General features: G+C 52.9%; 25 protein-coding genes. 17 read left to right on the top strand and 8 right to left on the bottom strand.

All coding sequences use genetic code 11. From position 1 onward, the window contains the following. Positions 1–348 precede the first annotated feature (348 nt). Complete coding sequence (locus tag FJ695_RS13535) at positions 349–861, bottom strand: ATP-binding protein (RefSeq protein WP_141185946.1); 513 nt, start codon at positions 859–861, stop codon at positions 349–351. Next, positions 858–1,313, bottom strand: coding sequence for an ABA4-like family protein (locus FJ695_RS13530; protein ID WP_141185945.1), 456 nt, complete (start codon positions 1,311–1,313; stop codon positions 858–860). The genes FJ695_RS13535 and FJ695_RS13530 overlap by 4 nt, the downstream gene beginning before the upstream one ends. A 27-nt stretch (positions 1,314–1,340) precedes the next feature. Between FJ695_RS13530 and FJ695_RS13525 the strand changes: the two genes are divergently transcribed. Continuing rightward, positions 1,341–1,847 (top strand): MarR family winged helix-turn-helix transcriptional regulator, encoded by a 507-nt coding sequence (locus tag FJ695_RS13525; RefSeq protein WP_209011034.1) that lies wholly within the window; start codon positions 1,341–1,343, stop codon positions 1,845–1,847. Between the two features lie 273 nt (positions 1,848–2,120). Here the strand turns inward: FJ695_RS13525 and dksA are convergent, their stop codons facing one another. Together dksA and FJ695_RS13515 are read right to left on the bottom strand one after the other, a co-directional pair. Next, a complete protein-coding gene (dksA, locus tag FJ695_RS13520) occupies positions 2,121–2,537 on the bottom strand; it encodes an RNA polymerase-binding protein DksA (RefSeq protein WP_141185944.1) in 417 nt (138 codons plus the stop codon). A 155-nt stretch (positions 2,538–2,692) separates the two neighbouring features. Continuing rightward, positions 2,693–3,124: a flagellar assembly protein FliX gene (locus tag FJ695_RS13515; RefSeq protein WP_141185943.1), complete on the bottom strand. Its 432-nt coding sequence runs from the start codon at positions 3,122–3,124 to the stop codon at positions 2,693–2,695. A 314-nt stretch (positions 3,125–3,438) separates the two neighbouring features. Here FJ695_RS13515 and FJ695_RS13510 point away from each other — a divergent pair, with 314 nt between their 5' ends. The 11 genes from FJ695_RS13510 to flaF all read left to right on the top strand — a co-directional run bounded on the left by FJ695_RS13510 (position 3,439) and on the right by flaF (position 15,944). Next, positions 3,439–4,584, top strand: a complete 1,146-nt coding sequence (locus FJ695_RS13510) for a flagellar basal body P-ring protein FlgI (protein ID WP_141185942.1) — start codon at positions 3,439–3,441, stop codon at positions 4,582–4,584. After that, positions 4,584–4,895, top strand: coding sequence for a rod-binding protein (locus FJ695_RS13505; RefSeq protein WP_141185941.1), 312 nt, complete (start codon positions 4,584–4,586; stop codon positions 4,893–4,895). The genes FJ695_RS13510 and FJ695_RS13505 overlap by 1 nt, the downstream gene beginning before the upstream one ends. Next, on the top strand, positions 4,892–5,386 hold the full coding sequence (locus FJ695_RS13500) for a hypothetical protein (RefSeq protein WP_209011033.1): 495 nt from the start codon (positions 4,892–4,894) through the stop codon (positions 5,384–5,386). Before FJ695_RS13505 ends, FJ695_RS13500 begins: the two co-directional genes overlap by 4 nt. Before the next feature lie 211 nt (positions 5,387–5,597). Next, complete coding sequence (locus FJ695_RS13495) at positions 5,598–6,032, top strand: flagellar protein FlaG (protein ID WP_141185940.1); 435 nt, start codon at positions 5,598–5,600, stop codon at positions 6,030–6,032. A 695-nt stretch (positions 6,033–6,727) separates the two neighbouring features. Then, positions 6,728–7,867, top strand: a complete 1,140-nt coding sequence (locus tag FJ695_RS13490; protein ID WP_141185939.1) for a flagellin — start codon at positions 6,728–6,730, stop codon at positions 7,865–7,867. 247 nt (positions 7,868–8,114) lie between these two features. Then, entirely contained in the window at positions 8,115–9,614 is a 1,500-nt protein-coding gene (locus tag FJ695_RS13485) for a flagellin (RefSeq protein ID WP_141185938.1), read from the top strand. A gap of 322 nt (positions 9,615–9,936) precedes the next feature. Continuing rightward, on the top strand, positions 9,937–11,442 hold the full coding sequence (locus tag FJ695_RS13480; RefSeq protein WP_141185937.1) for a flagellin: 1,506 nt from the start codon (positions 9,937–9,939) through the stop codon (positions 11,440–11,442). Between the two features lie 384 nt (positions 11,443–11,826). Continuing rightward, positions 11,827–13,323 carry a flagellin gene (locus tag FJ695_RS13475; RefSeq protein ID WP_141185936.1) on the top strand — a complete coding sequence of 499 codons (1,497 nt, stop codon included), beginning with the start codon at positions 11,827–11,829 and terminating at the stop codon, positions 13,321–13,323. A gap of 286 nt (positions 13,324–13,609) precedes the next feature. Next, on the top strand, positions 13,610–15,100 hold the full coding sequence (locus FJ695_RS13470) for a flagellin (protein ID WP_141185935.1): 1,491 nt from the start codon (positions 13,610–13,612) through the stop codon (positions 15,098–15,100). Between the two features lie 90 nt (positions 15,101–15,190). Continuing rightward, positions 15,191–15,688: a flagellar biosynthesis repressor FlbT gene (gene flbT / locus FJ695_RS13465; RefSeq protein WP_141185934.1), complete on the top strand. Its 498-nt coding sequence runs from the start codon at positions 15,191–15,193 to the stop codon at positions 15,686–15,688. Further along, positions 15,609–15,944, top strand: a complete 336-nt coding sequence (gene flaF / locus FJ695_RS13460) for a flagellar biosynthesis regulator FlaF (protein ID WP_141185933.1) — start codon at positions 15,609–15,611, stop codon at positions 15,942–15,944. The genes flbT and flaF overlap by 80 nt, the downstream gene beginning before the upstream one ends. 188 nt (positions 15,945–16,132) lie before the next feature. Here the strand turns inward: flaF and FJ695_RS13455 are convergent, their stop codons facing one another. The 4 genes from FJ695_RS13455 to FJ695_RS13440 form a co-directional block, all read right to left on the bottom strand. Continuing rightward, positions 16,133–17,662, bottom strand: coding sequence for a flagellar protein (locus FJ695_RS13455; RefSeq protein WP_168206363.1), 1,530 nt, complete (start codon positions 17,660–17,662; stop codon positions 16,133–16,135). Positions 17,663–17,665: 3 nt separating this feature from the next. Then, entirely contained in the window at positions 17,666–19,552 is a 1,887-nt protein-coding gene (locus FJ695_RS13450) for a flagellar hook-associated protein FlgK (protein ID WP_141185932.1), read from the bottom strand. A gap of 69 nt (positions 19,553–19,621) precedes the next feature. After that, positions 19,622–21,055 (bottom strand): flagellar hook protein FlgE, encoded by a 1,434-nt coding sequence (locus tag FJ695_RS13445; RefSeq protein WP_141185931.1) that lies wholly within the window; start codon positions 21,053–21,055, stop codon positions 19,622–19,624. A gap of 60 nt (positions 21,056–21,115) precedes the next feature. Beyond that, a complete protein-coding gene (locus tag FJ695_RS13440; protein ID WP_141185930.1) occupies positions 21,116–21,370 on the bottom strand; it encodes a hypothetical protein in 255 nt (84 codons plus the stop codon). Between FJ695_RS13440 and FJ695_RS13435 the strand changes: the two genes are divergently transcribed. The 5 genes from FJ695_RS13435 (at position 21,371) to FJ695_RS13415 (ending at position 25,976) form a co-directional block, all read left to right on the top strand. Beyond that, a complete protein-coding gene (locus FJ695_RS13435; protein WP_141185929.1) occupies positions 21,371–22,216 on the top strand; it encodes a MoxR family ATPase in 846 nt (281 codons plus the stop codon). Between the two features lie 23 nt (positions 22,217–22,239). Then, positions 22,240–22,779 (top strand): hypothetical protein, encoded by a 540-nt coding sequence (locus FJ695_RS13430; protein WP_141185928.1) that lies wholly within the window; start codon positions 22,240–22,242, stop codon positions 22,777–22,779. A gap of 50 nt (positions 22,780–22,829) precedes the next feature. Next, positions 22,830–23,357 (top strand): histidine phosphatase family protein, encoded by a 528-nt coding sequence (locus FJ695_RS13425; RefSeq protein ID WP_141185927.1) that lies wholly within the window; start codon positions 22,830–22,832, stop codon positions 23,355–23,357. A gap of 70 nt (positions 23,358–23,427) precedes the next feature. Continuing rightward, complete coding sequence (locus FJ695_RS13420) at positions 23,428–24,921, top strand: YcjX family protein (protein ID WP_141185926.1); 1,494 nt, start codon at positions 23,428–23,430, stop codon at positions 24,919–24,921. Then, the gene (locus FJ695_RS13415; RefSeq protein WP_141185925.1) at positions 24,918–25,976 is read left to right on the top strand and encodes a YcjF family protein; all 1,059 of its coding nucleotides are present in this window, start codon (positions 24,918–24,920) and stop codon (positions 25,974–25,976) included. Before FJ695_RS13420 ends, FJ695_RS13415 begins: the two co-directional genes overlap by 4 nt. The last annotated feature ends 10 nt before the right edge of the window (positions 25,977–25,986 follow it).

Raw genomic sequence — 25,986 nt, 5'->3', positions numbered from 1 at the left:
GCCGAGGCGGGACCATCTGATAAACCGGTTGTAGAGCGTTTAGTGCGGCAATATTCGGCTGGTACAACGCGCCATCACAGGTCATTACGGTGACATGGATTATACAGCTGCGAACTGTGCGGTAATCAAACTGAGCGACGCCGCTTGATCTCGGGAACATATGCGACAAACACAATCCTCCTATCGCCCTTGAACCACGATGGCGTCGCCGATTGAAACAACAGAGTGATGCCCATTGACCGCGATGAAGCAGTCATCCAACAAGGACCTTTCATATGGCGGCCGAGAGCCCAAAGAGGCGGATGTTACAAGGCGCGTAAATGGCCGCCTAGGCACCGTTGAAGGATGCTAATCAAAACTTGTTCTTGAGACGGAAGCTGTTTCATCCTCGCTCGGCTGCTCCCAGGTCGCCTCGATATAGTCAAACATGCCGCGTGAAATCACTAAATGGAACGTCTCTCCTTTGGTCGTGTTTCGAGCCTCGATACGTTTCCATCTTTCCGAAGCCTCGACGTCAAGAACGTGCATCTTTGCTGCAAGTCCGGCCTCATTTGCGAAGTTGATATACCTTCGGCGGTGCTCATATCTTTGAAAGCCGAAATCCAGAATTGATGGCACATGCAGCGCTCCAAGCCGCTTCGCCATTGCCCACATTTGCTTTTCGCAACGATCCACGCGCGGAAAAATCCAGTCTGGGTCTGCACTTTTCGGCGCATCCTCCCCAAACAGCGACACCATCCATTCGTCGATGGAGAACACAACACCGCCAGACAAAGCCGCCAACTCTCGAGAATATGTCGTCTTGCCCGCACCGATTGGACCGCAGATCAGGTGAATGAGAGATTTTTGACCGTCGTTCATGGAACAACCTCACTTGTTTCTGCGGATTTTCGTGCCGATTTGACCCACACGCCGGATCGAACAACCCAAAAAGCCAGGAGACCCGCAGGGCCAAACATGAACGTTAACAGAAGGATAGGTGCAACAAGCCAGAAGCTGATAGCTTCCGCGCGAGCAGTGCGGCAAATCCAGGCACCAACAAACAGATCGAACGCCAAGAAATGCACCCATCCCGCGAGCGCTGCTTGCTCATGGGAAAACAGCTTGATGACCTCCGCAAGCGTGCCAAAGCCGCCCTCGCTGCTTGATGATGGAACAACCACCAGCGCGACGTACCCTAAGCTGAGACTGATGGGCAATATGGAGCCAGCAATTCGATCAGACCATCTAGGAATGAGCGGCGAAACGAGCAGCGTCAGCCACCCTAACATGGCTGCGATGCCAGCGACCGAGAACCAGATTTCGAAAGTCATGTTGGGTGTCCACCTTTGATGCGGCTCATGCGATCCATATATTGCAATATGATTGCTTATGCAAGCACATTGCAATATACTCTAGGCATGACTGATATAAACACGACCAACGCACTGCGCCTGCTTCAGGTAGCAGACAACTTCAGGGCCGAGCTTTCTGGCGAGTTTTCAGCCGTTCACGGTATTTCCGTGAACGAGTTTTTTCTGCTCCTTCATGTAAATCGCTCGACGGCGCACAGATTGTCACGTGTCGATCTGGCAAGACGAATGCATGTCAGCGCCTCGACGATAACCCGCATGGCCGCTCCGATGGAAAAGATCGGACTGTTGGGCAGAAAGATGGACGAGCGAGACGCTCGGTTGGTCTACGTCGTTGCGACCGAAGCCGGAAAAGAGAAGCTGGCGGAAGCGCTTGAGACATTCTCCAAAAGGGCGAATTATCTTTTTAGTGATAGGTGGGCTGACGAAGACATCGAAAACTTTGCCGAAATGCTACGTCGTCTAATTTCTGGATCGACGGACAGACTGGCTTGATGTTGCCTGCCGAGACACGGAGCAGACCTTGGAAGCAACTGTCCGAATGGCAGCTAAGTCCGCAACTTGGACATAGCCCCGATTGTACCTGGCGTCCGTTGTTGCTGGAAGCTGTCGTTGATGTTGGAGCTTATGAACAGGTGCTGACCCTAGGCCAACCGGGAGCAGACAATCAAACAAACGGCCGCAGGCCAAAAAAAACCTTCCCGAATACGGGAAGGCTTGAAAAGTCAGTTGGTTTGCATGTTTCATCAAACCGGCCGTTTCTGGAAATCAGTCGTCGCGATACACCTTCTCGCGGCGCTCATGCGCTTCCTGAGCTTCGATCGACAAAGTGGCAATTGGCCGCGCTTCGAGCCTGCGCAAAGAAATCGGTTCGCCAGTCTCTTCACAATAGCCGTAGCTGCCATCCGCGATTCGCTCCAACGCGTCGTCGATCTTGGAGATCAATTTGCGCTGACGGTCACGGGCCCGCAGTTCAATAGACCGGTCAGTCTCTGAAGACGCACGATCAGCCAAATCGGGATGGTTTTGACTTTCTTCCTGAAGGTTCGCGAGTGTTTCCGCGCTTTCTTTCAGGATTTCATCTTTCCAGGCTAGCAGCTTGTTTCGAAAGTATTCGCGCTGCCGGTCATTCATGAACGGCTCGTCTTGCGAGGGTCGGTACTCAGACTCAATATCAACCGTCATCTATCGCTCCGGTTTACCGTTATGACGGGCTATATATATAGACGCTTCCCCGCCGGGACAACGGTTCATTTGTTAAAAATAGCCGGTAGAAAAAAGCATATGTTTCAAACTGTTGTGTAAATTTTAATCAAATATGTGGTTAACTCCCAAAACCCTTACGCAGGGGCATCTGAAAATCGACCAAGCTTTGCAAGCTCGACTTTTACGCGCAGTTCAATTTCCTCCAGCACAGCGTCAACCTTAGGATCACCACTGGTCTGGCGGTTGGATACGGTTGCTGCAAGATGCTCAAGCCGATCTTCAGAGACCTGGCCTGCTAAAAGATCTGCGCGGATCATTTCCAAACTATCAAGAAGCGAATGCCCGTGGCGCGCCGCCTTTTTACGGCGGTCGGAGCGCTCATCGACTTCCTGAAGTGCCAGCAAAGCATCAATGCCCTGAATTCCGGCACCGCCGGCTGTTTCATTAGTTTGGGGGAGATCCGATGCTCCGCCCATGTCCGGCGTAAATTCTCCGCCAGAGGCGCTGCGCTTTTTGGCTCCACGCCCCTGGACACCGCTGAGAGGTTTGTTCCCGGTAATGCGCATCTTGTTTATCCAATCATTCTGATGGCTGGCCGACACCAAGTTGCTCCAGCTCCTGTCAGATTCTGCCTGAAAGGGTAAATGAGTCCGGGTCAGCAAGGCAATATTTGCCGGGCATCTATTCTTAATGATTAACTCTATTTAGCGAATTTGCGTGGATATGCTCGCCAAATATCCGCAAACTCCGCAGAATCCAGCCACTCTTAGATCCCAGCCAGCTCGAATCCAAAACTTGGCACGGCTCTCGCATAATGCATTTCGAACCTAAACGACCATCGGGCACCAAACCCGGCCAATTACATGGATCAGCGTCAAGAATGCGTCATCTGAGCACATATTTCCCAGGCCCGGCCAGCCGGTTTGCCCTGTTCGCCATAGTGCTTCTTTGCACGCAGGTCTTGATGACCATCGCTGCGGACGCATCCTCGCGCATCAAGGACATCGCAGACTTTGAAGGCATCCGCGAAAACCAACTCATTGGATATGGCCTTGTGGTTGGCCTCAACGGGACCGGCGATTCGCTGAACAACACACCTTTCACACAGCAAAGTCTGCAGGCTATGTTGGAAAGACTCGGCGTCAACACTCGAAACAGCGCACTGAACACCAACACAGTCGCTGCTGTCATGGTAACCGCCAACCTCCCCCCGTTTTCCACGCAAGGCACACGGATTGATGTCAATGTCAGCGCTCTTGGGGATTCTTCATCCCTTCAGGGCGGCACTTTGCTCGTCACCCCCCTCGTCGGCGCGGATGGTGAGGTCTATGCAATCGCCCAAGGGTCTGTCGCGATCGGCGGCTTCACCGCACAAGGTGACGCTGCTTCAATCACTCAAGGTGTGCCTACAGCCGGCCGGATCGCAAATGGCGGTCTCGTTGAACGGGAACTTGAATTCAAACTGGCCTCATTGACCAATGTGCGGCTCGCGCTGCGTAATCCGGACCTGACTACGGCCCGCCGGGTCGCTTTGTCGATCAACGAACTGATTGGTATGCCGACCGCCGAACCGGTTGATCCGGCGACTGTCCAATTGGAATTGCCGCGCCAATATGATGGCAACATTGTCGACCTTCTGACCGACATCGAACAATTGATCATTGAACCCGATCTTGCGGCAAAAGTTGTCATCAATGAAGCCTCTGGCATCATCGTAATGGGGCAGGACGTCAAAGTGTCCATGGTGGCGGTCGCACAAGGCAACTTGACTGTCACGATCGCCGAAACGCCGGAAGTCGTACAGCCCCTGCCCTTTGCCAACGGCCAGACCGCCGTGGTTCCGCGCACAGAATTAAACGTCAATACCGATCCGGATGCCAAACTGGCGATCGTTCCAGGAACCGTGACTTTGAAACAATTGGTGGATGGTCTGAATGCTTTGGGCATCGGCCCGAGGGATATGATCTCGATCCTCCAGGCAATCAAGGCAGCAGGTGCGCTGCAAGCTGAAATTGAGGTGCTCTGATGGACCTGCCACTTGCGCCTTTACAACCAAGATCCAACCCACTCGATGTCCTTCAGGGTGTCGACAGGACCAGCAAGGCCGCAGCCAGGGTTGCCGCAGAAGAGTTTGAGGCAGTTTTTCTAAACAACATGCTTCAGAGCATGTTCAAAGGTTTGGAAAATGGTGGCGCCTGGGACGGCGGAACCGGCTCTGATGCCTGGCAAAGCATGTTGGTAGATGAATATGCCCGTACGATTTCAGCTGCCGGCGGCGTTGGAATCGCAGATAGTGTAGAACGTGAATTGCTTGCTTTGCAGGAAGGCGCCCAATGACCGCACAACCAAATTCCAATACGCTTCCCTTTTCCGTAGAGCGCCCGGCGAGCAAACAAGAAGCAGAAACGTTCTGCTCAGCCTTGTCCAGCACTATGGAAGCGCTTCTGTCTGTCATTGAGATGGAAACGGATCTGGTGCGAGCCGGAAAACTGAAAGAAGCTGGAGAATTGCAAGCGGACAAGGCGCGGCTCATTCATGAGTATACCCGCGGCATGATGACCGCGAAGGACCATGCAATTGCGCTTGGCAATCTTGCGCCAGCGGCCACTCAGTCTCTGCGGCGCCAGCACGGCGAATTCCAGCCGGTCCTGCGCATCAATCTGGCGGTTCTGGCAACCGCGCGGGAAGTAACAAACAACATCGTTTCGTCGGTCGCCAAAGCCGTTGGAGCGAAGAACGCCGCTGCGCCAACCACTTACGGCCGGACCGGCGCCGCTCCAAACGGACCGAAATCTGCTCAGGGCATTGCTGTCAATCAGTCACTGTAAGATTGCTGGGCGTTCTATTGGCAGAGTTTGCAAGGGAGCGACTTCTTGCATGGCCGACTTACTGCAAACCAAACGGATACGAATCAGGAACAACTACAAAAAGATAAATCCGCACACCTAAAATCCTAACCATTCGGTTAACGGAAAATTCATTCCCTTACGTTATTTTGCCAAGATCGGGTCAATGTACGAAGTAACCCGGAGGGCAATAATGGATACCGCATTAGTCCGGCCTCCATCGCCGACATATACGGCGATTACGCCGGTCACACGGGCCCCGGACAAAGATAAACCGGCAACATCGACCGATTTGCCGGCAGAGGAAACTGTTAGACCAACAGGAGACTCGTCCGGAACACAAAGGTCCGCGAACTACGAGCAAAACCGCAAGCCGGATGATCAACCCAATCAATCTGCGCTGGAACGGTACACGCCTGCTATCACCCGGCAGAACGTGATCGATCCGGAAAGCGAAAGCCTGATTTACGTGGCAACCGACACGGAAACAGGCGAAGTTGTCCGGCAGATTCCGAGCGAAACCTTGCTAAGGCTCAGAGCTTATTCCGAAACGGTCCAGGCTCACCGCAATCAGATTGATGCTTTGCGCACTGAAAACAATCCGGACGCCGTCCAACGCACCGCCTAGGTGGTGTCGGCCGGCTCCGGTGTATTTGATTTTCCCTTAACCCAACCTCCACTGGCAATCATACCGGTTTATCCGAGCTTTTTGTAGTTTGGACTCCCTGCTGAGCAGCCGAGTAGATGCCTCATCCACTTGAGTCGGCCGCGCGTGCCTTTTGCCCGGCTTCTTTGGGGCTGGTGTTTCATAACCAGTACCCCACCTCAACTCTGCGAAAGCAACTATTCGCATATCTTGTGAGGTCATGAAGCAATAGGCCGAAGCACACCAAAGAATACCCGCGATTTCAGCTATACGCGGGACCGGTCAATGTGAACTTCGACCGTTAGACCACTCAAAGGCACTCATAGGACGATTCCTCAATTGCTCTCTGTGGTCTGCGTTTGTCGCCTCTTGGGGTTATCGGCCCATCGAGAGCGTTCGGGTCCAGTTTCAGCCTGATACACAATGCGCCTCCCCTCCCAAGCGGAACTTGACGTTTTCGCCGCGCTTCCAAGCAAATAGCCAGACCTTTCGGTGCCTCAAAAAAGGTTTTCTGCCGATAACAGAAAATTTTGGCCTCATAATAACCGCAACACTTTGTTAAGGTTAATTTTCACTAACCGTATTTTTTACATTGTCATTAATACCTATAGTCTTTCTTGGTCGGTGATCCCCAGGACGGGAATCTTGTTTTGCGTTTTTCCAAGGAAGGAAAAGAAATGTCCGGCATTACCCTCACAAACGCCGTCCGCGCCAACCTCAATACCCTGACAGCAACTGCGGACATGATGTCCCAGGTTCAGAACAAGCTGGCGACTGGCAAGAAGGTGAACTCCGCGCTCGACAATCCGAATTCGTTTTTCACGGCAAAAGGGCTGGAAAACAGGGCAAGCGATCTCGGTACCCTGCTCGACGATATGGGCCAGGGCGTCCAGACGCTGAAAGCGGCCGACAAAGGGATTTCGGCGATCTCCGATCTGGTCGATGCAGCCAAGGCAAAAGCCAACCAGGCGCTGCAGACATCAGACCAGACTCTGCGTTCAAAATATGCAAACGAATACAATGAGTTGCTAACTCAGATGCAGGACCTGGCAAAGGATTCCGGCTACAAGGGCAAAAACCTGCTGGCTGGGACCGGCAACGATCTGTCCGTAACCTTCAATGAGGACGGCACATCCTCAATGAGCATTTCGGCGGTTGATTACACTGACGTATCTACCAGCCTGGGCCTGAACAACATAACGGCGGGCGCAAACGGCACCGGATCTGTCGAAGTCGCTGCTGATGCCGCTGCGGACACCACCACGCTGGTAACCTTGGCGGCTTTTGACGACGGCGACACCATAACAGTGACCGGCGGTGATGGTTCAACAATCGGTACGTTCAGCGTTTCAGCGACAACAACCGTTGCTGATTTCAATACAGCCCTAAACGCTATGGATGGCGTATCCTCCACTTACGATCAGGCGGATGGTGATCTGGACATTACTGCGCAAGGTCAGCAAGTCACGATTACGAGCAGTGACGGTGGTGTCGGCCAAATGTTCCAGGCAGGTACAAATAGCGGTTTCACAAACGATACCGCAATCAACACACAGCTCAGCGCACTGAAATCTGCCCAAGATAGTCTTCGTGCCCAAGCCTCTACCTTCGGTACAAACCTGTCCATCGTGGAAAACCGGCAAGACTTCACCACTTCTCTGATCAACACCCTTCAGGAAGGCGCCGGCGAATTAACCCTTGCGGACACCAATGTGGAAGGTGCGAACCTTCTGGCACTGCAAACCCAGCAGCAGCTGGCGTCGACTTCCCTGTCCATGGCCTCGCAGGCCTCTCAGAACGTGCTCCGGCTGTTCTAAGTAATTTTAACAATATATCATCGGGCGCTCAATCAGCATCGATTAAACGCCCGATGATCTAGAATATTGAAAATATGTGTATTTTAAGCGACGAGGTGTAACCCCGGCGCCTACACGTGTTTACTTTACGTTATCCATAACAGCCATTAACCAAGTTTCTTTAGATTCCATTTCCAGATTCAGCCTTTGATGGTGCCCGGTCCCAGGAAGGGACTGTGTATCTCGTAGTTCCTAGAAAGGGCACACTATGGCTGACATCACTCTGTCAAGCGCGGTTCGCGCGAACCTCAACACCCTCCAGCAAACTGCTTCCTTTATGTCCGACGTCCAGAACAAACTGGCGACCGGTAAGAAAGTGAACTCTGCACTGGATAATCCGAACAGCTTCTTCACTGCTTCGGGCCTTCAATCTCGCGCAAACGATCTCGGCACTCTTCTTGATGACATGGGCCAGTCGGTTCAGACCATCAAGGCAGCTGATGAAGGTATCTCCGCAATTACCAAGCTGGTTGAATCTGCAAAGGCGAAAGCCAACCAGGCGCTTCAAACCGGTAGCCAGTATGAGCGGAAACAGTTTGCAGCTCAGTACAACGAACTGCTGACTCAAATTGAAGACGTTGCCAAAGACAGCTCCTACAAGGGCAAAAACCTGCTTGCAGGTACTGGTAACGACTTGACGACTATCTTTAACGAAGACAACACGTCAAAACTGAGTGTTTCTGCGGTTGATTATACCGACACAACTCTGTCGACCGGTTTGAACCTGTCAGACCTAGTTGAAGGCACCGGCGGTGCGACCAACTTCGACCTCCGTGGCGGTACAGCTGTCATTAACTTGACGGACGGCACCACCTTTCTGAACTCATCTTCAGTTCTGTCGACGGCAACTGCCATTTCGACGACTGCAGACATCACCGGCTATGCAGGTACCGGCGGCGCGGCTGTTTCCGGCACCACAACCACAGCTGGTCAGACTGTTCAGAATCTTGTCGACAACCTCAACGGTGTTGCTGGTGTTCGTGCGGAATATGATGAGTCCACTGGTAACCTCACCATCTCATCCAACAACGAGTTCCGGTTGAGTGACCGGGCCGCTAACTCAACAACGTCTTCTCTGACCAACATTGATACCGCAGCTTTCTCGACCACTTCCACCCTGGTCGATAGCGCCGGATTTAAGGTTGGCGATACGCTGACGTTGACGGATGGCAACAACTACGAACTCGGTTCCTTTGAAGTTACAAGCAGCACCAAGGTCAGCGACCTTGTTGACTTCATTGACGACTTCCAAGGCGTCACCGCCTCCAAGGGTGCCAATGGCCGTATTTCGGTAACCTCCGAAACCGACCTGACTTTGGCAAGTACCCGGGATGGGGCGACGAACACCGACTTTAACACCACTACGCTGGGCTCAAACGGTAGTTCCGCTACCATTAGTGCTGTCGCCGACAGTGGCTTTGCTACTGACAACGACATCAACAAGTCGATCAGTCGACTGAATAATGCACTGAGCAACCTGCGCTCACAGGCGTCTAACTTCGGTACCAACCTTTCCATCGTGGAAAACCGTCAGGACTTCACCAAGAACCTGATCAACACGCTGGAAGAAGGTGCTGGCAAGCTGACGCTGGCAGACACCAACGAAGAAGGTGCAAACCTCTTGGCATTGCAGACTCGCCAGAGCCTGGCCTCGACGTCCCTGTCCTTCGCATCTCAGGCAGACCAGAACGTTCTGCGTCTCTTCTAAGACAGAAAGTCTTACACAATCAGGAAAAGGCGGGCCCCGGCCCGCCTTTTTCTTTTTCTGACTCCTTGTCCCCTGCCCCACCATCCTGCGCTCGCAATCCCTCGCGGTCCCTATGAATTTCCGCATCTCCAGCGCCTCCTGTCCATGATTAGCGTTGCACGACTTGTGAGAGCAGCACCCCCTCTCCCAGTTTCGCTTTCTGCCGACCATTAACAGCCTGTTAACCATAGAGTGCGACACAAGAATTAATTGTTATTTTTAACAATGGTAATTATGACATCTCAGGAAGAGGTGTCGCTACCCCAGGAAAGGGATTCTAGTTATGCGGGACATCGCGCTGTCAGCTGGCGTACGCCAGAACCTCCTTACTCTCCAGTCAACCGCAGATCTGATGTCCGGCGTCCAGAACAAACTGGCGACCGGCCTGAAGGTTAACTCTGCCCTCGACAATCCAAATTCCTTCTTCACAGCTTCCGGTTTGAATGCGCGTGCCGGCGATCTTGGCACCTTGCTCGATGATATGGGGCAGTCACTCCAGACCATCAAAGCAGCGGACAAAGGCATCTCAACCATCACAGATCTGGTTGAAGCTGCCAAAGCAAAAGCCAATCAAGCCCAACAAACACAAAGCCAGTCCGAACGTGCTGCCTACGCTAAGCAGTACAACGATCTTCTGGAACAAATTGAGGATGTCGCCAAAGACAGCTCTTATAAGGGTAAAAACCTACTGGCTGGCGAAGGCAACGATCTTACTACAATCTTCAACGAAGACGCGACATCCAAGCAAACCATTACCGCGGTTGACTACACCGACGCGGCTCTCTCCACCGGCCTTAACCTGTCGGATCTGGATGAAGCCAAGGGTGGCGCAGCATCTTTCGACGTAACAGGCGGAAATCACAGCTTTACTCTAACGGACGCAGGCGGCGACGCACTCGGGTCTGGCTCACTAATAACAGATGCCAGTGGATTTAACGACACAGACACGATTTCCATTGAGGACACTGCTTCCGGTGCCGGCGCAGCTCTTGCCAGTGTGACAATCTCGACAACCACGACAGTAGGTGATGTCATTGATGAGTTTAATAAGATTGCCGGTGTAAAAGCCGAATTCGATGACAAGACCGGAACATTTACAGTCACCTCAAACACAACAGCCTACTTGCACAATGACAACAATGGATCTGTAGCAGCGGCGGCCGATTTCGGTACAGCGACCGCAGCAGTGTTGGATTCAGCCACAGCAAAATTAACAGACTCCGGTTCTTTCCAGGTAGGCGACACACTCGAGCTGACCGATGGCAACGGTTACGAAATTGGGTCCTTCGAGGTTAGCAAAGACTCCACAATCAAAGATCTTGTCGATTTTCTGGATGACTCCCAAGGCGTTGAAGCCAGCTTCAATACTGGAACAAACAACATTACCATTGAGAGCGATGTCACCATCGCGCTCAAGAGTGACAATACGGACTTTAACGCGTCGGCTTTCACTGCTGACTCTGATGGAATCAACGTGACTGCAGCTCTGGAAAGTGGCTTTGCAAGCGACAATGACATCAGCAAAGTTGTAGACCGCCTAAATAACGCTCTATCGAGCCTTCGGTCTCAGGCTTCCGAATTCGGCACAAATCTATCGACGGTCGAAATCCGACAAGATTACACAAAGTCGATGATCAATACCCTTCAAGAGGGGGCCGGTAAATTGACCTTGGCAGACACCAACGAAGAGGGTGCGAATCTCCTTGCGCTGCAAACACGGCAGCAGCTGGCTTCGACCTCCCTCTCGTTCGCCTCTCAGGCGGATCAGACGGTTTTGTCATTGTTCTAAGAGGGTTAGCATTAACCATACTTGCACCAGCCGGTGTAGAAATCGACCAAGGCGGGCCTCCGGGCCCGTTTTTTTTTTGCTTTTTTTTGAACCCTTAATGTTCGCTGCTTCTCACGGCCGAAACTGGCAGTTTTCTGCGCAAAACCTCATCTTCCAACATTAACGTTTGACCAACCAGGCACTTAAATCATTGTTATTTTTTACAATATATATCGCTGGTAATCGGTAATAATATTGTTATTTTTTACAATATTTGCTTGCGTATTTACTTGCCGTTAACCGCATAATTCAACGTATTTACCATTGATTAAGGTTAACAGGGAATTCTCTACTCAACCTGCTCAGGACGAGCAGCTGCACATTTGACCCAGAAAGGGATAAACAATGGACATTACCCTCTCAGCCGCCGTCCGGCAGAACCTACTCACCCTCCAGTCCACTGCAGACATGATGTCTGGCGTCCAGAACAAACTGGCGACCGGCCTGAAGGTAAACTCTGCTTTGGACAATCCAAACAGCTTCTTCACGGCTTCCGGTTTGAATTCTCGCGCTGGTGACCTTGGCACTCTGCTCGATGACATGGGTCAGTCTTTGCAGACCATCAAGGCAGCCGACCAAGGGATTCAGACAATCACCGATCTGGTTGAAGCAGCCAAAGCAAAAGCCAACCAGGCTTTGCAGACACAAAGTCAATATGAGCGCAAGCAGTTTGCGGGCCAGTACAACGATTTGCTTGAACAAATCGAAGATGTTGCGAAAGATAGCTCATATAAAGGTAAGAACCTGCTCGCAGGTACCGGCAACGACTTGACGACCATCTTCAACGAAGATGCAACCTCCAAGCAGACAATCGCAGCGGTGGACTACACTGATGCTGCCCTCTCTACCGGTTTGAATCTTTCGGATTTGATCGAAGGGTCTGGTGGTGCGACAAACTTTGACCTTCGTGGCGGCACTGCTGTCATTAACTTGACGGATGGCACCACATTCCTCAATTCAGCGTCTGTTCTGTCGACAGCAACTGCCATTTCGACGACCGCAGACATCACCGGTTATGCAGGTACCGGCGGTGCGGCTGTTTCCGGTACCACCACCACAGCAGGTCAAACAGTTCAGGATCTTGTCAACAATCTCAACGGTGTTGCCGGTGTCCGTGCAGAATATGATGAAGCAACCGGTAATCTGTCCATCTATTCCAACAACGAGTTCCGATTGAATGATCGGGCAGCGAACTCGACAACGTCATCTCTGACCAACATCGATACTGCTGCCTTCTCGACCACTTCCACCCTGATTGATAGCGCAGCTTTTGCGGTCGGCGACACGTTGACCCTGACAGACGGCAACAACTACGAACTTGGAACTTTGGAAGTTACGGCGAGCACTAGAGTGAGTGATCTCGTTGACTTTATGGATGACTTTCAAGGCGTGACAGCTTCCAAAGGCGCAAGCGGTCGTATTTCTGTAACGTCAGAAACCGATCTGACACTGTCGAGCTCAAGAAATGGTGCCACAAACACTGACTTCAACACCACCACGTTGGGCTCAAATGGTAGCTCTGCCACCATCAGCGCCGTCGCCGATAGTGGTTTTGCGACCGACAGTGACATCAACAAGGCGATCAACAAACTCAACACCGCCTTGAGTAACTTGAGGTCACAGGCATCTGAGTTTGGTACAAATTTGTCGACTGTCGAAATTCGGCAGGATTACACCAAGTCGATGATCAATACCTTGCAAGAAGGTGCGGGCCTCTTGACTTTGGCAGATACCAACGAAGAAGGCGCAAACCTTCTGGCTTTGCAAACCCGGCAGCAGCTGGCATCGACATCCCTCTCCTTCGCTTCTCAGGCGGACCAGACGGTACTGTCCTTGTTCTAAAAGAAGAATCAGTCGCACAGGCTGCGGCATCTACAAAAACAAAAACGGCGGGCCTTTTGCCCGCCGTTTTCGTATTTCTCTGCTTATTACTTGTAAACGCTCATTATTTTTATCCTTAAGATTCAATGCCTTAAAAGAAAGCTTTTGGTAACTTTCATTTATATAACGTTAAAACGTGCATCACCGATTAACTTTCCGTTTAGATTTGCGGCAAAGATCCAGTCTTGCTCACACGATGATCGAGACGCTGTTGCCGAGTACTGAACAGAAAATGCGGTGAAGTCAGATGTCTGATATTGTTCTTACCAGTGCGGTCCGTGACAACCTGTTGTCTCTGAAAAGAACTGCCAATCTGCAGGAAACCACCCAAAACCGTCTTGCCACCGGTTTGAAGGTGAATTCGGCGCTCGACAATCCGAATTCCTATTTCACCGCGCAAACGCTCAATGACCGGGCTGGCGACCTGTCAGGTCTATTGGACAACATGGGCCAGGCGGTACAAACCTTACGGGCGGCCGACGACGGCCTTACCTCGATCACCAAACTGGTGGAATCGGCAAAAGCGATCGCCAATCAGGCGCTGCAAACCTCAAGCGAGTACGAACGGCGGCAATTTGCCGTTCAATACAATGCCATTCTTGAGCAGATCGAGGACATGGCGAAAGACTCCAGCTATAAGGGCAAGAACCTTCTAGCTGGTGCCGGCAATGAGCTGGAGGTCATCTTCAACGAAGACAGCACCTCCAACCTGACGGTCAATCCGGTCGACTACACAGACACGACGCTTGATCAAGGCCTCAATCTCGACGACCTTGTGACTGGTGGTACAGGTACGTCGTCCTTCAATATGTTCGGGGCCAGCGGACAACTTACGTTGACCGGTCTACAAGCGTCTTCAAATCTCACGGACCTAGCTGCGTTCGCAGACAACAACCATGTGATGATCACTGACGGATCAACAACAGCTACGCTCACAGTTGGTGTGGATATTGTAACAGTCCAAGACTATGTTGATGCGCTCGATGCTTTGTCAGGTGTACACGCCTCTTTCGACGAAACTACCGATTCTATTTCAATAGTTACTGGAGTTAACAGTAACGTAGTTATCTCCAAAGATGCCAACGGTGGCGGCTCGACGTCCGACGGCGGCATCACCGCCGGTACAACCACACTCACAGCGGCAGCGCTTTCTTCCACGGCCAAGCTCATTACATCCGGCGGTTTCCAGGCTGGTGATACAATTACAATTACAGACGGTAACAATTTCGAGCCGGCATCCTTGGAAATTGACGCTGATACCACTGTTAGTGATTTGGTGAACTTGATTAACAATGTGAAAGGGTTAGACGCTACGTTCTCAGGTGGAAGTGTTAGCTTGATTGGCGAAGTGTCCTTTAACATCTCGAGCAGTAATGCAGACTTCAATCGAATGCGGCTTGCCTCTGGCACAGGAACGGTAGCGCTTTCGGCAACCGCTTCGGAGTTCAAAACCGACACCGATATCGAACGGGTGTTGCAGGCAATCAATGCGTCGCTGGATGAGCTTCGAAATTCGGCACGAACACTTGGAACGTCCTTATCCACAGTTGAGATCCGAACGGATTTTACGCAAAATATTATCAATACGCTTGAAGTCGGAGCCGGAGACTTAACAATTGCTGATATGAACGAGGAAGGCGCGAACATGCTGGCCCTTCAAACCCGCCAGCAGCTGTCGTCAACGGCCCTATCCCTAGCGAACCAGGCAGAACAAAGCGTTCTGAGCCTATTCGGCTAGTGGGCAAAGCCCAATCCGTCCGGTACCGGATAAAAGTGTTAACCTATTTGTTAACGTTTGAAACCGATACTCGAAAGTGGAGGTCAAGAAATGGCGCTCAAGGTCGAGCTTAAGCCAGGCGAACGCATTATCATTGGCGACAGTGTTATTACCAATGATAACCAGCGCACCCGCCTGTTTATCGAGGGCCAGGCGCCTATTCTGAGAGAAAAGGACATTCTCACACCAGCCACTGCGGATACACCGGCCAAACGGGTCTATCTCGCCGTTCAGCTGATGTATTTATCCACCGACCTGGAGAAGATTAAGGAAGATTACTTCACCCTGGTCAATGACATCGTGAAGGCCGCGCCGAGTACGATCCCTTATGTGACCAGGATCAGTAACTCGATATTATCCGGGTCCTTCTATAAGGCACTGAAAGAAGCTCGTAAGCTCATTGAGTATGAAGGGACGCTGATCAGTCATGTACAAACAGGCAGCTCAGGCCTACCAGAAAACAGCACAGGTGGCAGCGGCGTCACCAAGAGAGCTGGAAGCGAATCTGCTGATGAAGGCCGCAGCCCGGCTCCAGCTGATCAAGGATGAGTGGGACGACCTCTCTCTGGCTGAAGTCGACGATGCACTGATTTACAATCGTAAGCTCTGGACCGTCCTAGTGACGTCCGCGACCAGTGATGAAAGCGCGTTGCCGCAGGATATCAAAAACAACATTGGATCGCTTGGCGTTTTTGTCTTCAAGCAGACAATGACGGTGATCACCACGCAGGATCCGGAGAAGCTGACGACTTTAATCAGTATTAATCGGACGATCGCAGAAGGACTGCGCAGCCAACCAGAGTAAGCGTTGGCGCCTCATTAATAATTGTTAAGGCCGGTTGCTGTTGCAACCGGCCTTTCTTGTTGTCTCAAAGAGGTACTGACCTTTACACTAAGCCCCTTGGCTTAATTCCAAAAACGGGAGTTATCGGCAACTGGCGCATAACCGGCCCGTGCGCGCCGCCAACTGACCGGACGCGGCCGTGCCGCTGATTATCTAAGGTAGTCGGCCAGGTTCAGATTAAACACAATGGCGGATGCGTTGTAAGAGACCTCAATATTGGTCTGCAGGTGCAGTATTTCGGCTGCCAGCTGGTTCTGATCAATCCCTTCGATCTCCCCGATAGTCGCCTCATAGGTGCTCTTCATCTGGACGTGCCGATCATCAGTCAATGTCGTTGTCCGATGAGCAATTGCAATATCTGTCGCGATATCAACGATCCCAGACTGATCGGTTCCGGCCGGTTGAAGAATGGATCGTAAATCGGTCGAAAGAGTATTGTAGTACTCTTCATTTATCTGCGTCCCGCCTGAAAAATCTGCAGCTGCAAATGTTGCCAGGCTCTGTATAAGTTCCTTCAATGGCTTTTCGTTCGCCCGGACACCATATTCGACCGTCAGGTTCGTATCGACAATCGCGTTCTTGTCGGTCCGCGGATCAGTCGTTGTTGTGTTTCGGCCTGTATACCACTCTAGTGTATCCGTTGCGCCGGAGGTAAGAGCCGTTGCTGTTGTATGCGGCGGCCCGTCGATACGTTGCGGTACTTCACCATTATAAGTGCTGAAAAACTCATCTGACGCCCAGATATCCGATGCAGCTTTTAGCGTCGTCTGCGCAGCGTCCTGAAGTTCGGTTTCGATCGCATCGCGCAGGTTCTGTGCAGTCACCGCTAGGTCGGCGCCTATCGCAAAGGTCCCTTCAACCTCGTTGTTGGTCGCAGCTGTCAACTTGATAGTAGTTGTTTGTGTGTGCGTTGGCGGCAATGTCAACGTGATTTCAATCTCTTCGCCCAAGGTCGGCTGACCTGTAAACTGGACATCGAAACTATCCGGATCAGCTGCCAGAGGACCTGTGATCGCGACATTCGTGAGTGTCGATGAGACCGCTGAGATGTCGAACCCAAAATTGTGGGCTCCATCTTCGGCAATCGTAAATGTGGAATCTACTGGTCCCGGAGTTGTTGTGAGCGCTGAAACCGTCATGCGGCCATTGTTTAAAGCACCAAGGTTGGCTTGGGAAAACTCGCTCATGTAGTCCTTCAAGCCGGACAAGCCGTTGGCGCCATCCATGATTGCGTTAAGTGCCTGGACAGGGTCTGAGATAGCGTCTGTCCCACCAAACGGAAAATAGCCGGCAACCTCCGTATTCAGAATGTTCAGCGCTTCGTTTAGGAGCAGTTCAGCCCGCGACTGTGTCTGTGTTTGACCGTCACTCTGCATCACGAAGTCATTGGTATCCATCGCAGATTTGGCATCTTGACGCAGATTTTCCAACCGGTCGAGCGACAGCGTCATCGTCTCGAGGTGCAGGTTCGAAATGGTGATTGTGTCCTGATACGATGCGATCAAGCTGACTTTTTGGGTCAGCTGAATGTCCAAAAGACGCCGGTCTCCAACTTCGCCATAGGTGGTGCCAACTTTCCCGCTTGCCAGCTGGGTCGTTTTTTCTGTCAGCTGGTTTTGCAGGTCAAGCAGCTGATGCGTTAGGTAGTTTCGGGACGTGGAGATGGATGAAACAGGCATAATCTACCTCACAACGTTCAGAAGTTCTTGCATCAAATCATTGATGGTCTGCATGACCCGCGCATTTGCTGAGTAAGCATTTTCAAGTTGGACCAAGAATGCCATTTCAGCATTCAGATCGACCGAATAACTTTCTTCGTAGCGGATCGCGAGGTTCAGGGTCAGAGCCTCTTTGGAGTCCGAATAAGTTTGAGCGTCAGCCGCCTGGTTACCCTGATAAGCAACCGTCTGGTTGATGTAATCCAGAACGGTGCCCTGATACGGGCTGGAGGCACTGCCGATACCCGCATTCGGATCGAAATAGGCAGTATCGCTGGTCAAAGCGTTCAAAAGGTACTGTGCCCGCGCCGGATCGTTCTCGGTGTTAGGCGTGGGGGTTGTCTGGTAGTTGACCAGCAATGAGCCGTCAGCAAGCAGCGCCGGATTTACGCCGATACCACGTGCAAAGCCGACACGTTGCCCGCCATTTTCAAGAGAGTCAGTGAAAATCTCCGTACCATTCCGCTGATCAACGAAGATCGAAAGTCCTAGCCCCTGGTCGCTGTTGGCTGTTGGTGTCACGTTTTTCGATAGGCTATCCAGAGACGGCAGTGCGGACTTGTTGCTATCAACGATTTGAAGCTCATTACCACCGGTCTTTGACACGGCCAACCCGGCAGGCAAGCCGCCCAGCGCCGTTACAATATCATCAATGTATGTGGCCAGCCCGGTCGATATATCGACACCGAAGACCGTATCATTCGGGTTGTCTGTTGCGGTATTAGCCAAGGGCAACAAGGATGCGTCGGTAACAGCAACGATGGTGATTGAGCTTTGGGTGCCGCCGCCGTCCGTATAGGTCAACTCCAGCGTATCACCAGCCTGCAGGTTCGAAACATCCAAAGTCTGTGTGACTGTCGCTGTTGTACTGACCGCTGTGGCACTCGTGGTTACTGTCGAAAAAGCCAGCGACAACTCCGCCGCAATCGTATCGAGCTGTCTTTGTGCCTCAATCAGAACATCATCGCGCAACTCCATGGTCGCAACCATGAGCCCGGTGCCGATCGTCCTGTCCGATCCCGTCGACCCCGCCGGAATGATATCAAACGTCGCGCCGCCCGCAGTCGTTGCGACCACGGCATTTCCTTGCTGATCAGCACCCAATTGATTGGTCGGCTGAAATGCAAGTGTTGCTGCGTTGCCATCAGAGAACAACGGCTGGCCGTTTTTGCTTTGAATGAAAAGCGTGTTTTCGCTGGTCTTGCTGACATTGATATCAAGATAGCCAGAAAGCTGCTCTACGAGGCGATCCCGTTCGTCTTCCATTTCCGAACTGGAGACACCTGCCTGGGTCGCATCACGGACGGATGCATCAACAGCTTCTATGCTGGACAGAAGATTGTTGACCGTCTCAGTCTGACGGGCAAGAGCAACGTCGGCTTCCTTCCTTAAATCAGCAATCTGCTGATAAGAAGAATTCAACTCCCGGGCAATCGCATCCGCGGCCGCAACAACTTCTTGTTGGGCTGCATAATTGCCGGGCTGATTGACCAGTGCCGATAAAGATGATGTGAGTTCGCTGGCCAGGGCGGACAGACTGGTCTGGTCACCGATTGTTCCAAAAATATCATCAAGCCGGTCGGTAAAGGCAGCAATCTGCTTGCCATAGTTGGTGTCAGCAAGTGATGCAAAATAGTCAGCTTGGATCTCTTCGTTGATGACCCGGCTGATTTCATTGCTCACAATGCCGGCAACATTGCCTTCGCCATCAAAATAGGCATTCGCGGAAACTGTTTTTTTGGAATAGCCGGCTGTATCCGCGTTAGCGATGTTTGCAGCAGTGACATCGATCTGACGCTGATTGAAACTTATGCCGAAAACCGCGGTATTCAGGGCGCTTGAAAGACCCATAGCGGCTACTCCTCAGATTTACTTAAGTTGTTGCGGTGGCCGGCGGGTCTCCCGCCGGCCGGCAGGTCATTAGCGGACCATGTTCAGGGCGCTGTCCAGCATCTCATCTGCCGATGTGACGATCTTGGAGTTTGCTGAATAGGCCTGCTGAGTGATGATCAATTTGGAAAATTCGTCCGCGATATCCGCATTGGACAATTCCACGGCATTTGATATGACCGCACCGCCGCCGGACAGGTCAGCGTTGCCAGAATCCGAGGTTGCAGCAAATGCAGCGCCATCGACCCGGCGCAGGTTCTGCTCAGCTTGGAAAGTCGCCAATGGGACCTCATAAAGCGCCCGCGTCTGATTGTTTGAATAACTGGCAATAACACGGCCAGATTCATCAATAGCAATATTGCTGAGCTCACCAGCGGCATAACCGTTTTGGCTCAAGTTGACCGACGTCGCGATGCCATCAGGATCGGCGAACTGGGTCAGAGATCCATTCGCAAAGGAAATCGTAATGCTATCGGCTGCACTGGCTGCTGTACCAGCAGTCACGCCACCAACCGTTATAGTGTCAATCGTGAAGCTTGTAGTACCAGTTGTGGTCACGCCCAAAGCCGCAGTTGCGCCTGTATTCGCCAGCGCTGTGACTTGGCCGGTGCCATCGAACGTAACATTCCCAACTTTGTAGTACGACGTACCAGTTTCACCGCCGGTATCAATATACATACTCCAAACTTCAGCGCCGGCAGTGTTATCAACTTTAGCCCAACGGATATTCAAAGGAACTTCAGAACCGTTTGAATTGTAGGTCGTAACCGAACCGCCAGAAATCGAGGAATTCAGAAAATCAGCTTCAAGTGTACCGGTATCGCCGATCTCGGTTGCTCCAAGGTTCGGACCAGGTGCACCATTGGCACCGTCGTTCAATAGTTCAGAGTTAGCAACGGTCGAATCGTAATTGGTCGTCGCAGGAACCCGCGGCAAGCTGGCCTGATAGTTTACAGTCGTTGTCGCACTGGCAGGTAATGGCTGGCTGTTTATCTGAATTACGGATGGAGTATCACCGACTGGGTTGCCTGTTGTAGCATCCAGCGGAAACCCTTTCAGGTAATAGCCGGCCTGGTTGACAAAATATCCTTCTTTGTTGACCTCAAAATCACCGGCGCGGGTGTAATAGGTGTCATCTGCAAAGGTTGTCGATCCATCAACAAAATCCGCTGCTTGGGTTACAACAAAGTACCCCTCACCGTTGATCGCCATATAGGTATCAATGTCGTTTGACGAGATATCACCGGACACCGTGTTGGTTGCCCGGGAGGTTGCATATGTTGTCCCAGATACTTGGCTTGCCTGCGTAGACCCTCCGCCCGACACAAGATCTGAGAACGTCGTATCGAGACGCTTGAAACCAATCGTCTGCGAGTTCGCCACGTTGCCCGAAATGTTTTCAAGCGCTTGAGCTTGCGCTGCCAATCCAGAAACGGCCGAGTTAATCGCCCCGTAGATACCCATGTTTCGTCCTCTTGATCTGCATGAGCACACCCTTTTGCTAAGGCATGCCCGGTCTCGGCCTTAATCAGCAATTGCCGTGCCAAACGAAAAATTCAAAGAAAAATCATTAAATTTCAGCACTCTACGAAAGTTTCCAGCATCACCTCGCACATCTCCAAGGCAGGCAACATCTGAAACAAAGGGGCAAAATCTTCCCGTCCGACCGGCAAGAGTCTCCTGTTTGAAACGGCAGAAACCGCCATTGAGCAAAAGCTGACTTGCAGAACAGGCTTCTGCCTGCCACTTTTCGGCAACGACAAATACAGGGACAGCCATATGCGCTTTGAAGGCACTGAAGACTATATCGCTACTGAGGATTTGAGAGTTGCGGTCAATGCCGCCGTCGCTCTGGAGCGGCCGCTGTTGGTAAAGGGTGAGCCAGGCACCGGAAAAACCGTTCTTGCCGAACAGGTAGCACAGGCGCTGAATGCCCCGCTGATCGAATGGCATGTCAAATCGACAACCAAGGCTCAGCAAGGTCTATACGAATATGATGCCGTTTCCCGTCTGCGGGACAGCCAGCTTGGCGATGAGCGCGTCAAGGACATCAACAACTACATCCGCCGGGGCAAACTTTGGGATTCCTTCACAGCGCCGGAAAAACCGGTTCTATTGATCGATGAGATCGACAAGGCAGACATCGAATTCCCGAACGATCTTCTTCTGGAACTCGACCGGATGGAATTCCATGTCTATGAGACCGGTGAAACTGTCCGTGCGAAACAGCGTCCCGTCGTGATCATCACGTCTAACAACGAAAAAGACCTGCCGGACGCTTTCTTGCGCCGCTGTTTCTTCCACTTCATCAAGTTTCCGGATGCGGAGACCATGACGGAGATCGTTGAAGTTCACTTCCCGGGCATCAAGCAACGCCTTTTAAAAGAAGCCCTGCGATTGTTTTTCGAAGTTCGTGAAGTGCCGGGTTTGAAGAAAAAGCCTTCAACATCGGAATTGATCGACTGGATCAAACTGCTGTTGAACGAAGACATTGACCCTGAAACGCTCCGTCAACAGGATAGTGGCAAATTGATTCCGCCCTTGCACGGCGCGCTTCTGAAAAATGAGCAAGACGTACACTTGTTTGAACGCCTTGCCTTCATGGCGCGCCGCGAGCGGGGTTAGTTGTCTTTCGGGATACATACACGATGCCAAACCTGTTCCTGTTCTTTCTGCTAAGCCTCGGTTTGGGCTTATTCAGCGCCGGACGACCTGCAGCATACGCCCAGGTGTCACCAGAAGCAGAAGCAGGCTGGCAGAGTGATGTTGAGGGCCTTCGGCATTTCACCGGCCTCAGATGCCCAGATGTGATTGGCGCCTTCTACCGCATCAAGGTCATGGAAGGTGATGGCTCTAGCCTGGCTGGCTGCATCTATACCGGCCGGGACGGCATCACCGCAGTCCTGCGGATGCATCTACAAGGCACCGGACGCCGCGAAGCGGTCAATTTCTCCCGCAGCTACAAAGCAGCCAGTTTTGAGGCCATTCAATTGAGCGGCGCCGCCGCGTCTGGCATTTCCTTTAAAACCGGGACACGCGGGCCGGCAACTCAGTGCGAAACACTCTGGCATTTTGCTGGAGCAAAATCGGATTTCACCCTTTGGATGGCCTACACATTACCGACTCAGGAAGTTGATATCGGGCCGGCGATCGCATCCTTTACCGATGCGCTCGCCCGTCAAAACTAATCCCAAACCAAAGCGCGGCTTCGACCAGCATCAGACACAGGGGCTTACTCATGCGGCTCTATCTCTTGAGACACGCAAAATCGGATTGGGGCGAGGAAAGCCTCCGCGATTTCGACCGCCCCTTAAATACACGCGGTAAATCAGCTGCCCGCCTGATGGGCCGGTATTTGCAGGAAAACAGCCTCTTTCCAAACCGAATCCTGTGTTCGACATCCCAGCGGACCCGCGAAACGCTGACCCGCATCTTGCCCTATCAACCACAGGAAGCGCAGATCCACCTGCTGTCCGATATTTATGATCAGGGCGACCTCAGTTACACCAGCGTGATCCGCCGCCATGGAGGGCGGGCACAGCAACTGATGATCATTGGCCACAATCCGGCAACTGAGCAAACAGCTATTGAGTTGGCCGGCACTGGTGCCCCCAAAGCCATGGCCGACCTCAGGATCAAATATCCGACCGGGGCTCTTGCCGTCTTCGACTTCGACATCGCGGACTGGGCGGACTTGCAAACCAGGACGGGGCATCTTGACCGGTTCATCAAACCCCGTGATCTTTCAAGCAAACTGGACGAATGATCGCAGGCGGCACAGCAACATTTGCATGTCCCCGGACTGACGCCTACATGACAGTCATGGAGGCCCCTACTTGACCCCGCTCACGACCCTTGCCGAAGAAGCCCGGCTGACCCTTGCCAACCTCACCGATGCTGCCAGCGATCTAACCGTTCCAAGTCTGCGTCTTGGAGTGACCGGTCTGGCTCGGGCCGGAAAAACCGTCTTTTTGACTGCCCTGGTTCACAACCTTGTCCACGGTGGCCGGCTGCCGATGTTCAGCGCAGCAGCAGGTCAACGCATGACCGGCGCGCGCCTTCAGCCGCAGCCCGACGATGCCGTGCCCCGGTTCGACTATGAGACCCATGTTGAGGCACTGGTTGGAGAACGGATCTGGCCGCAATCGACCCGCCAGGTGTCCGAGCTCCGCCTGACAATCGAATATGAAAGCGCCTCCTACATCCATAGGAAACTTGGGCCTGGCCGCCTTCATCTGGACCTGATCGACTATCCCGGTGAATGGCTGCTGGACTTACCCCTGCTCGACAAGGATTACGATGCTTTTTCCGCTGAAGCTGTTGCGCGCGCGCGCAAGGAGTATCGCTCAAGTATCGCCGGGAATTATCTGGAAGAACTTTCCCAGGCGGACCCGAACTCGAACGAAAGTGAGCAGACTGCGCAGCGGCTGTCTTCTAGCTTTAAAAGCTACCTAAGCGCCTGCCGGACAGATACTCATGCGCTCTCCATGCTGCCCCCTGGCCGGTTCCTCATGCCGGGAGATCTTGATGGATCCCCTGCCCTCACATTCGCCCCACTTGATATTCCGGCTGATGCAGGCCCCGCGCGCGCTGGCACCCTACGGGCGATGATGGAACGGCGCTATGAGGCTTATAAGACCCATGTGGTCCGGCCCTTCTTCCGCAACCATTTTGCCAGGCTTGACCGGCAGATTGTTTTGGTGGATGTCCTTCAAGCGCTGAATGCCGGTCCGCATGCGATCCAGGACCTGGAAATCGCGCTGAGCGAAGTGCTCTCCGCCTTCCGGCCCGGCCGGCGCAGTTGGCTCTCTTCGATCCTGTCCCGCAAGATTGATCGGATTCTCTTCGCTGCCACGAAGGCCGACCATCTGCACCGAAGCGACCACGACCGGCTGGAAAAGATCACAAAAAGGCTGGTTGCCAGGGCAGCGGACCGGGCGCGTTTTAAGGGCGCAGACGTGGACGTGTTGGCAATGGCCGCCGTCAGGGCAACCCGCGAAGCAACGGTGCGCCATCAAGGACAAGACCTGCCGGCCATTCTCGGCACACCGCTCACGGGAGAGGCCGTTAACGGCGAGGCTTACGATGGTGACACGGAAATTGCTATGTTTCCAGGCGACTTACCGGAAAATCCGGACTCACTTTTCAAAGAACTTGAATCAGGGTCTGAAGGCGTTCAACCGCCGTTTCAAAACACATTCTCAGAGCTTCAGTTTCTCCGGTTCCGCCCTCCGGAACTGGACACAACAGCAGAGGGCCTGACCTTGTCCCTGCCCCACATCCGCCTGGACCGGGCCCTGGAATTCTTGCTTGGAGACCGATTAGCGTGACCGATCAAACTTCCAAGCTATCCCGGAAACCGACCGCCTTCCGCCTGGACGATGACACCGTCCATCTCAAGGATGCGCATACCGATCTTCCACCCGTCGATGGTACCCTGATTTCCCAGGACACACTGGATGAAGACGATCCGCGTCTGCCCCGCTCGGCAAGCACGCCGAAGTCTGGCCAAGGTTTTGCCAAGTGGTTTTTCATTGGCCTTGGCGGCCTGATCTCGCTCAGCATTGGCCTCGCCATCGACAGCCTGATCCGTGATTTGTTTGCGCGCACTGACTGGCTCGGCTGGCTGGGTGTAGCGCTCACGGCCCTGGCGGTCCTTGGGCTGATCGGCTTGATCGTGCGCGAACTTACCGGTGTCTTCCGGCTGAAGCGCATAGACGACCTGCGCGACCGGCTGCAGTCCGCCGCAGATGATGATGACGCACGGGCGGCCCAGGCCGGATTGAAGGACCTCTTATCGCTTTATCAGGACCGTCCGGAAACAGCGCTTGGACGCAAGACACTCGCGGGACACATGCGGGAAGTGATCGACGGCCGCGATTTGGTGAAACTCGCCGAACGGGATCTTCTAAGTCCACTAGACCAGGAAGCTCGTAAGATTGTCATGAACAGCGCCAAGCGTGTCTCTCTGGTCACCGCCGTCAGCCCACGCGCTCTCGTAGACCTTCTGATGGTCCTGTTTGAGAACATGCGCACGATCCGCCGCCTGTCGGCACTCTACGGCGGCCGTCCAGGGACACTCGGTTTTATCCGGCTTGCCCGGCATGTGGTCACGCACCTCGCCGTAACTGGCGGCATGGCTGCAGGCGACAGTCTGGCGTCTCAAGTCCTAGGGCACGGCGTTGCCGCGCGCCTCTCCGCCCGGCTCGGCGAAGGTGTCATCAACGGGCTTCTGACCGCCCGCATCGGCATTGCGGCCATTGCTGTCTGCCGTCCAGCGCCGTTTATCGCCACTAAAGGCCCGACCGTTTCTGAGTTCATGGGAGAATTGATTTCGTCCGAGGAAATCGACGGCGATCAGAAGAACGGAAAACGAGCGACCTAGAGCTGCTCGC

The sequence above is a fragment of the Labrenzia sp. PHM005 genome (genome assembly GCF_006517275.1).
Classification (GTDB): domain Bacteria; phylum Pseudomonadota; class Alphaproteobacteria; order Rhizobiales; family Stappiaceae; genus Roseibium.
This window is presented reverse-complemented; position numbering and strand designations above follow the sequence as displayed.

Excerpts from the sequence above, each read along its gene's own strand:
- FJ695_RS13495 (WP_141185940.1), top strand. The coding sequence starts at position 5,598 with ATGGATACCGCATTAGTCCGGCCTCCATCGCCGACATATACGGCGATT.
- FJ695_RS13435 (WP_141185929.1), top strand. The coding sequence starts at position 21,371 with ATGCGCTTTGAAGGCACTGAAGACTATATCGCTACTGAGGATTTGAGA.
- flbT (WP_141185934.1), top strand. The coding sequence starts at position 15,191 with ATGGCGCTCAAGGTCGAGCTTAAGCCAGGCGAACGCATTATCATTGGC.
- FJ695_RS13430 (WP_141185928.1), top strand. The coding sequence starts at position 22,240 with ATGCCAAACCTGTTCCTGTTCTTTCTGCTAAGCCTCGGTTTGGGCTTA.
- FJ695_RS13485 (WP_141185938.1), top strand. The coding sequence starts at position 8,115 with ATGGCTGACATCACTCTGTCAAGCGCGGTTCGCGCGAACCTCAACACC.
- FJ695_RS13515 (WP_141185943.1), bottom strand. The coding sequence starts at position 3,124 with ATGCGCATTACCGGGAACAAACCTCTCAGCGGTGTCCAGGGGCGTGGA.
- FJ695_RS13475 (WP_141185936.1), top strand. The coding sequence starts at position 11,827 with ATGGACATTACCCTCTCAGCCGCCGTCCGGCAGAACCTACTCACCCTC.
- FJ695_RS13445 (WP_141185931.1), bottom strand. The coding sequence starts at position 21,055 with ATGGGTATCTACGGGGCGATTAACTCGGCCGTTTCTGGATTGGCAGCG.
- FJ695_RS13525 (WP_209011034.1), top strand. The coding sequence starts at position 1,341 with ATGCGATCCATATATTGCAATATGATTGCTTATGCAAGCACATTGCAA.
- FJ695_RS13535 (WP_141185946.1), bottom strand. The coding sequence starts at position 861 with ATGAACGACGGTCAAAAATCTCTCATTCACCTGATCTGCGGTCCAATC.
- FJ695_RS13505 (WP_141185941.1), top strand. The coding sequence starts at position 4,584 with ATGGACCTGCCACTTGCGCCTTTACAACCAAGATCCAACCCACTCGAT.
- FJ695_RS13455 (WP_168206363.1), bottom strand. The coding sequence starts at position 17,662 with ATGCCTGTTTCATCCATCTCCACGTCCCGAAACTACCTAACGCATCAG.
- FJ695_RS13440 (WP_141185930.1), bottom strand. The coding sequence starts at position 21,370 with ATGGCTGTCCCTGTATTTGTCGTTGCCGAAAAGTGGCAGGCAGAAGCC.
- FJ695_RS13530 (WP_141185945.1), bottom strand. The coding sequence starts at position 1,313 with ATGACTTTCGAAATCTGGTTCTCGGTCGCTGGCATCGCAGCCATGTTA.
- FJ695_RS13490 (WP_141185939.1), top strand. The coding sequence starts at position 6,728 with ATGTCCGGCATTACCCTCACAAACGCCGTCCGCGCCAACCTCAATACC.
- FJ695_RS13470 (WP_141185935.1), top strand. The coding sequence starts at position 13,610 with ATGTCTGATATTGTTCTTACCAGTGCGGTCCGTGACAACCTGTTGTCT.
- FJ695_RS13450 (WP_141185932.1), bottom strand. The coding sequence starts at position 19,552 with ATGGGTCTTTCAAGCGCCCTGAATACCGCGGTTTTCGGCATAAGTTTC.
- FJ695_RS13500 (WP_209011033.1), top strand. The coding sequence starts at position 4,892 with ATGACCGCACAACCAAATTCCAATACGCTTCCCTTTTCCGTAGAGCGC.
- FJ695_RS13425 (WP_141185927.1), top strand. The coding sequence starts at position 22,830 with ATGCGGCTCTATCTCTTGAGACACGCAAAATCGGATTGGGGCGAGGAA.
- FJ695_RS13480 (WP_141185937.1), top strand. The coding sequence starts at position 9,937 with ATGCGGGACATCGCGCTGTCAGCTGGCGTACGCCAGAACCTCCTTACT.
- dksA (WP_141185944.1), bottom strand. The coding sequence starts at position 2,537 with ATGACGGTTGATATTGAGTCTGAGTACCGACCCTCGCAAGACGAGCCG.
- FJ695_RS13510 (WP_141185942.1), top strand. The coding sequence starts at position 3,439 with ATGCGTCATCTGAGCACATATTTCCCAGGCCCGGCCAGCCGGTTTGCC.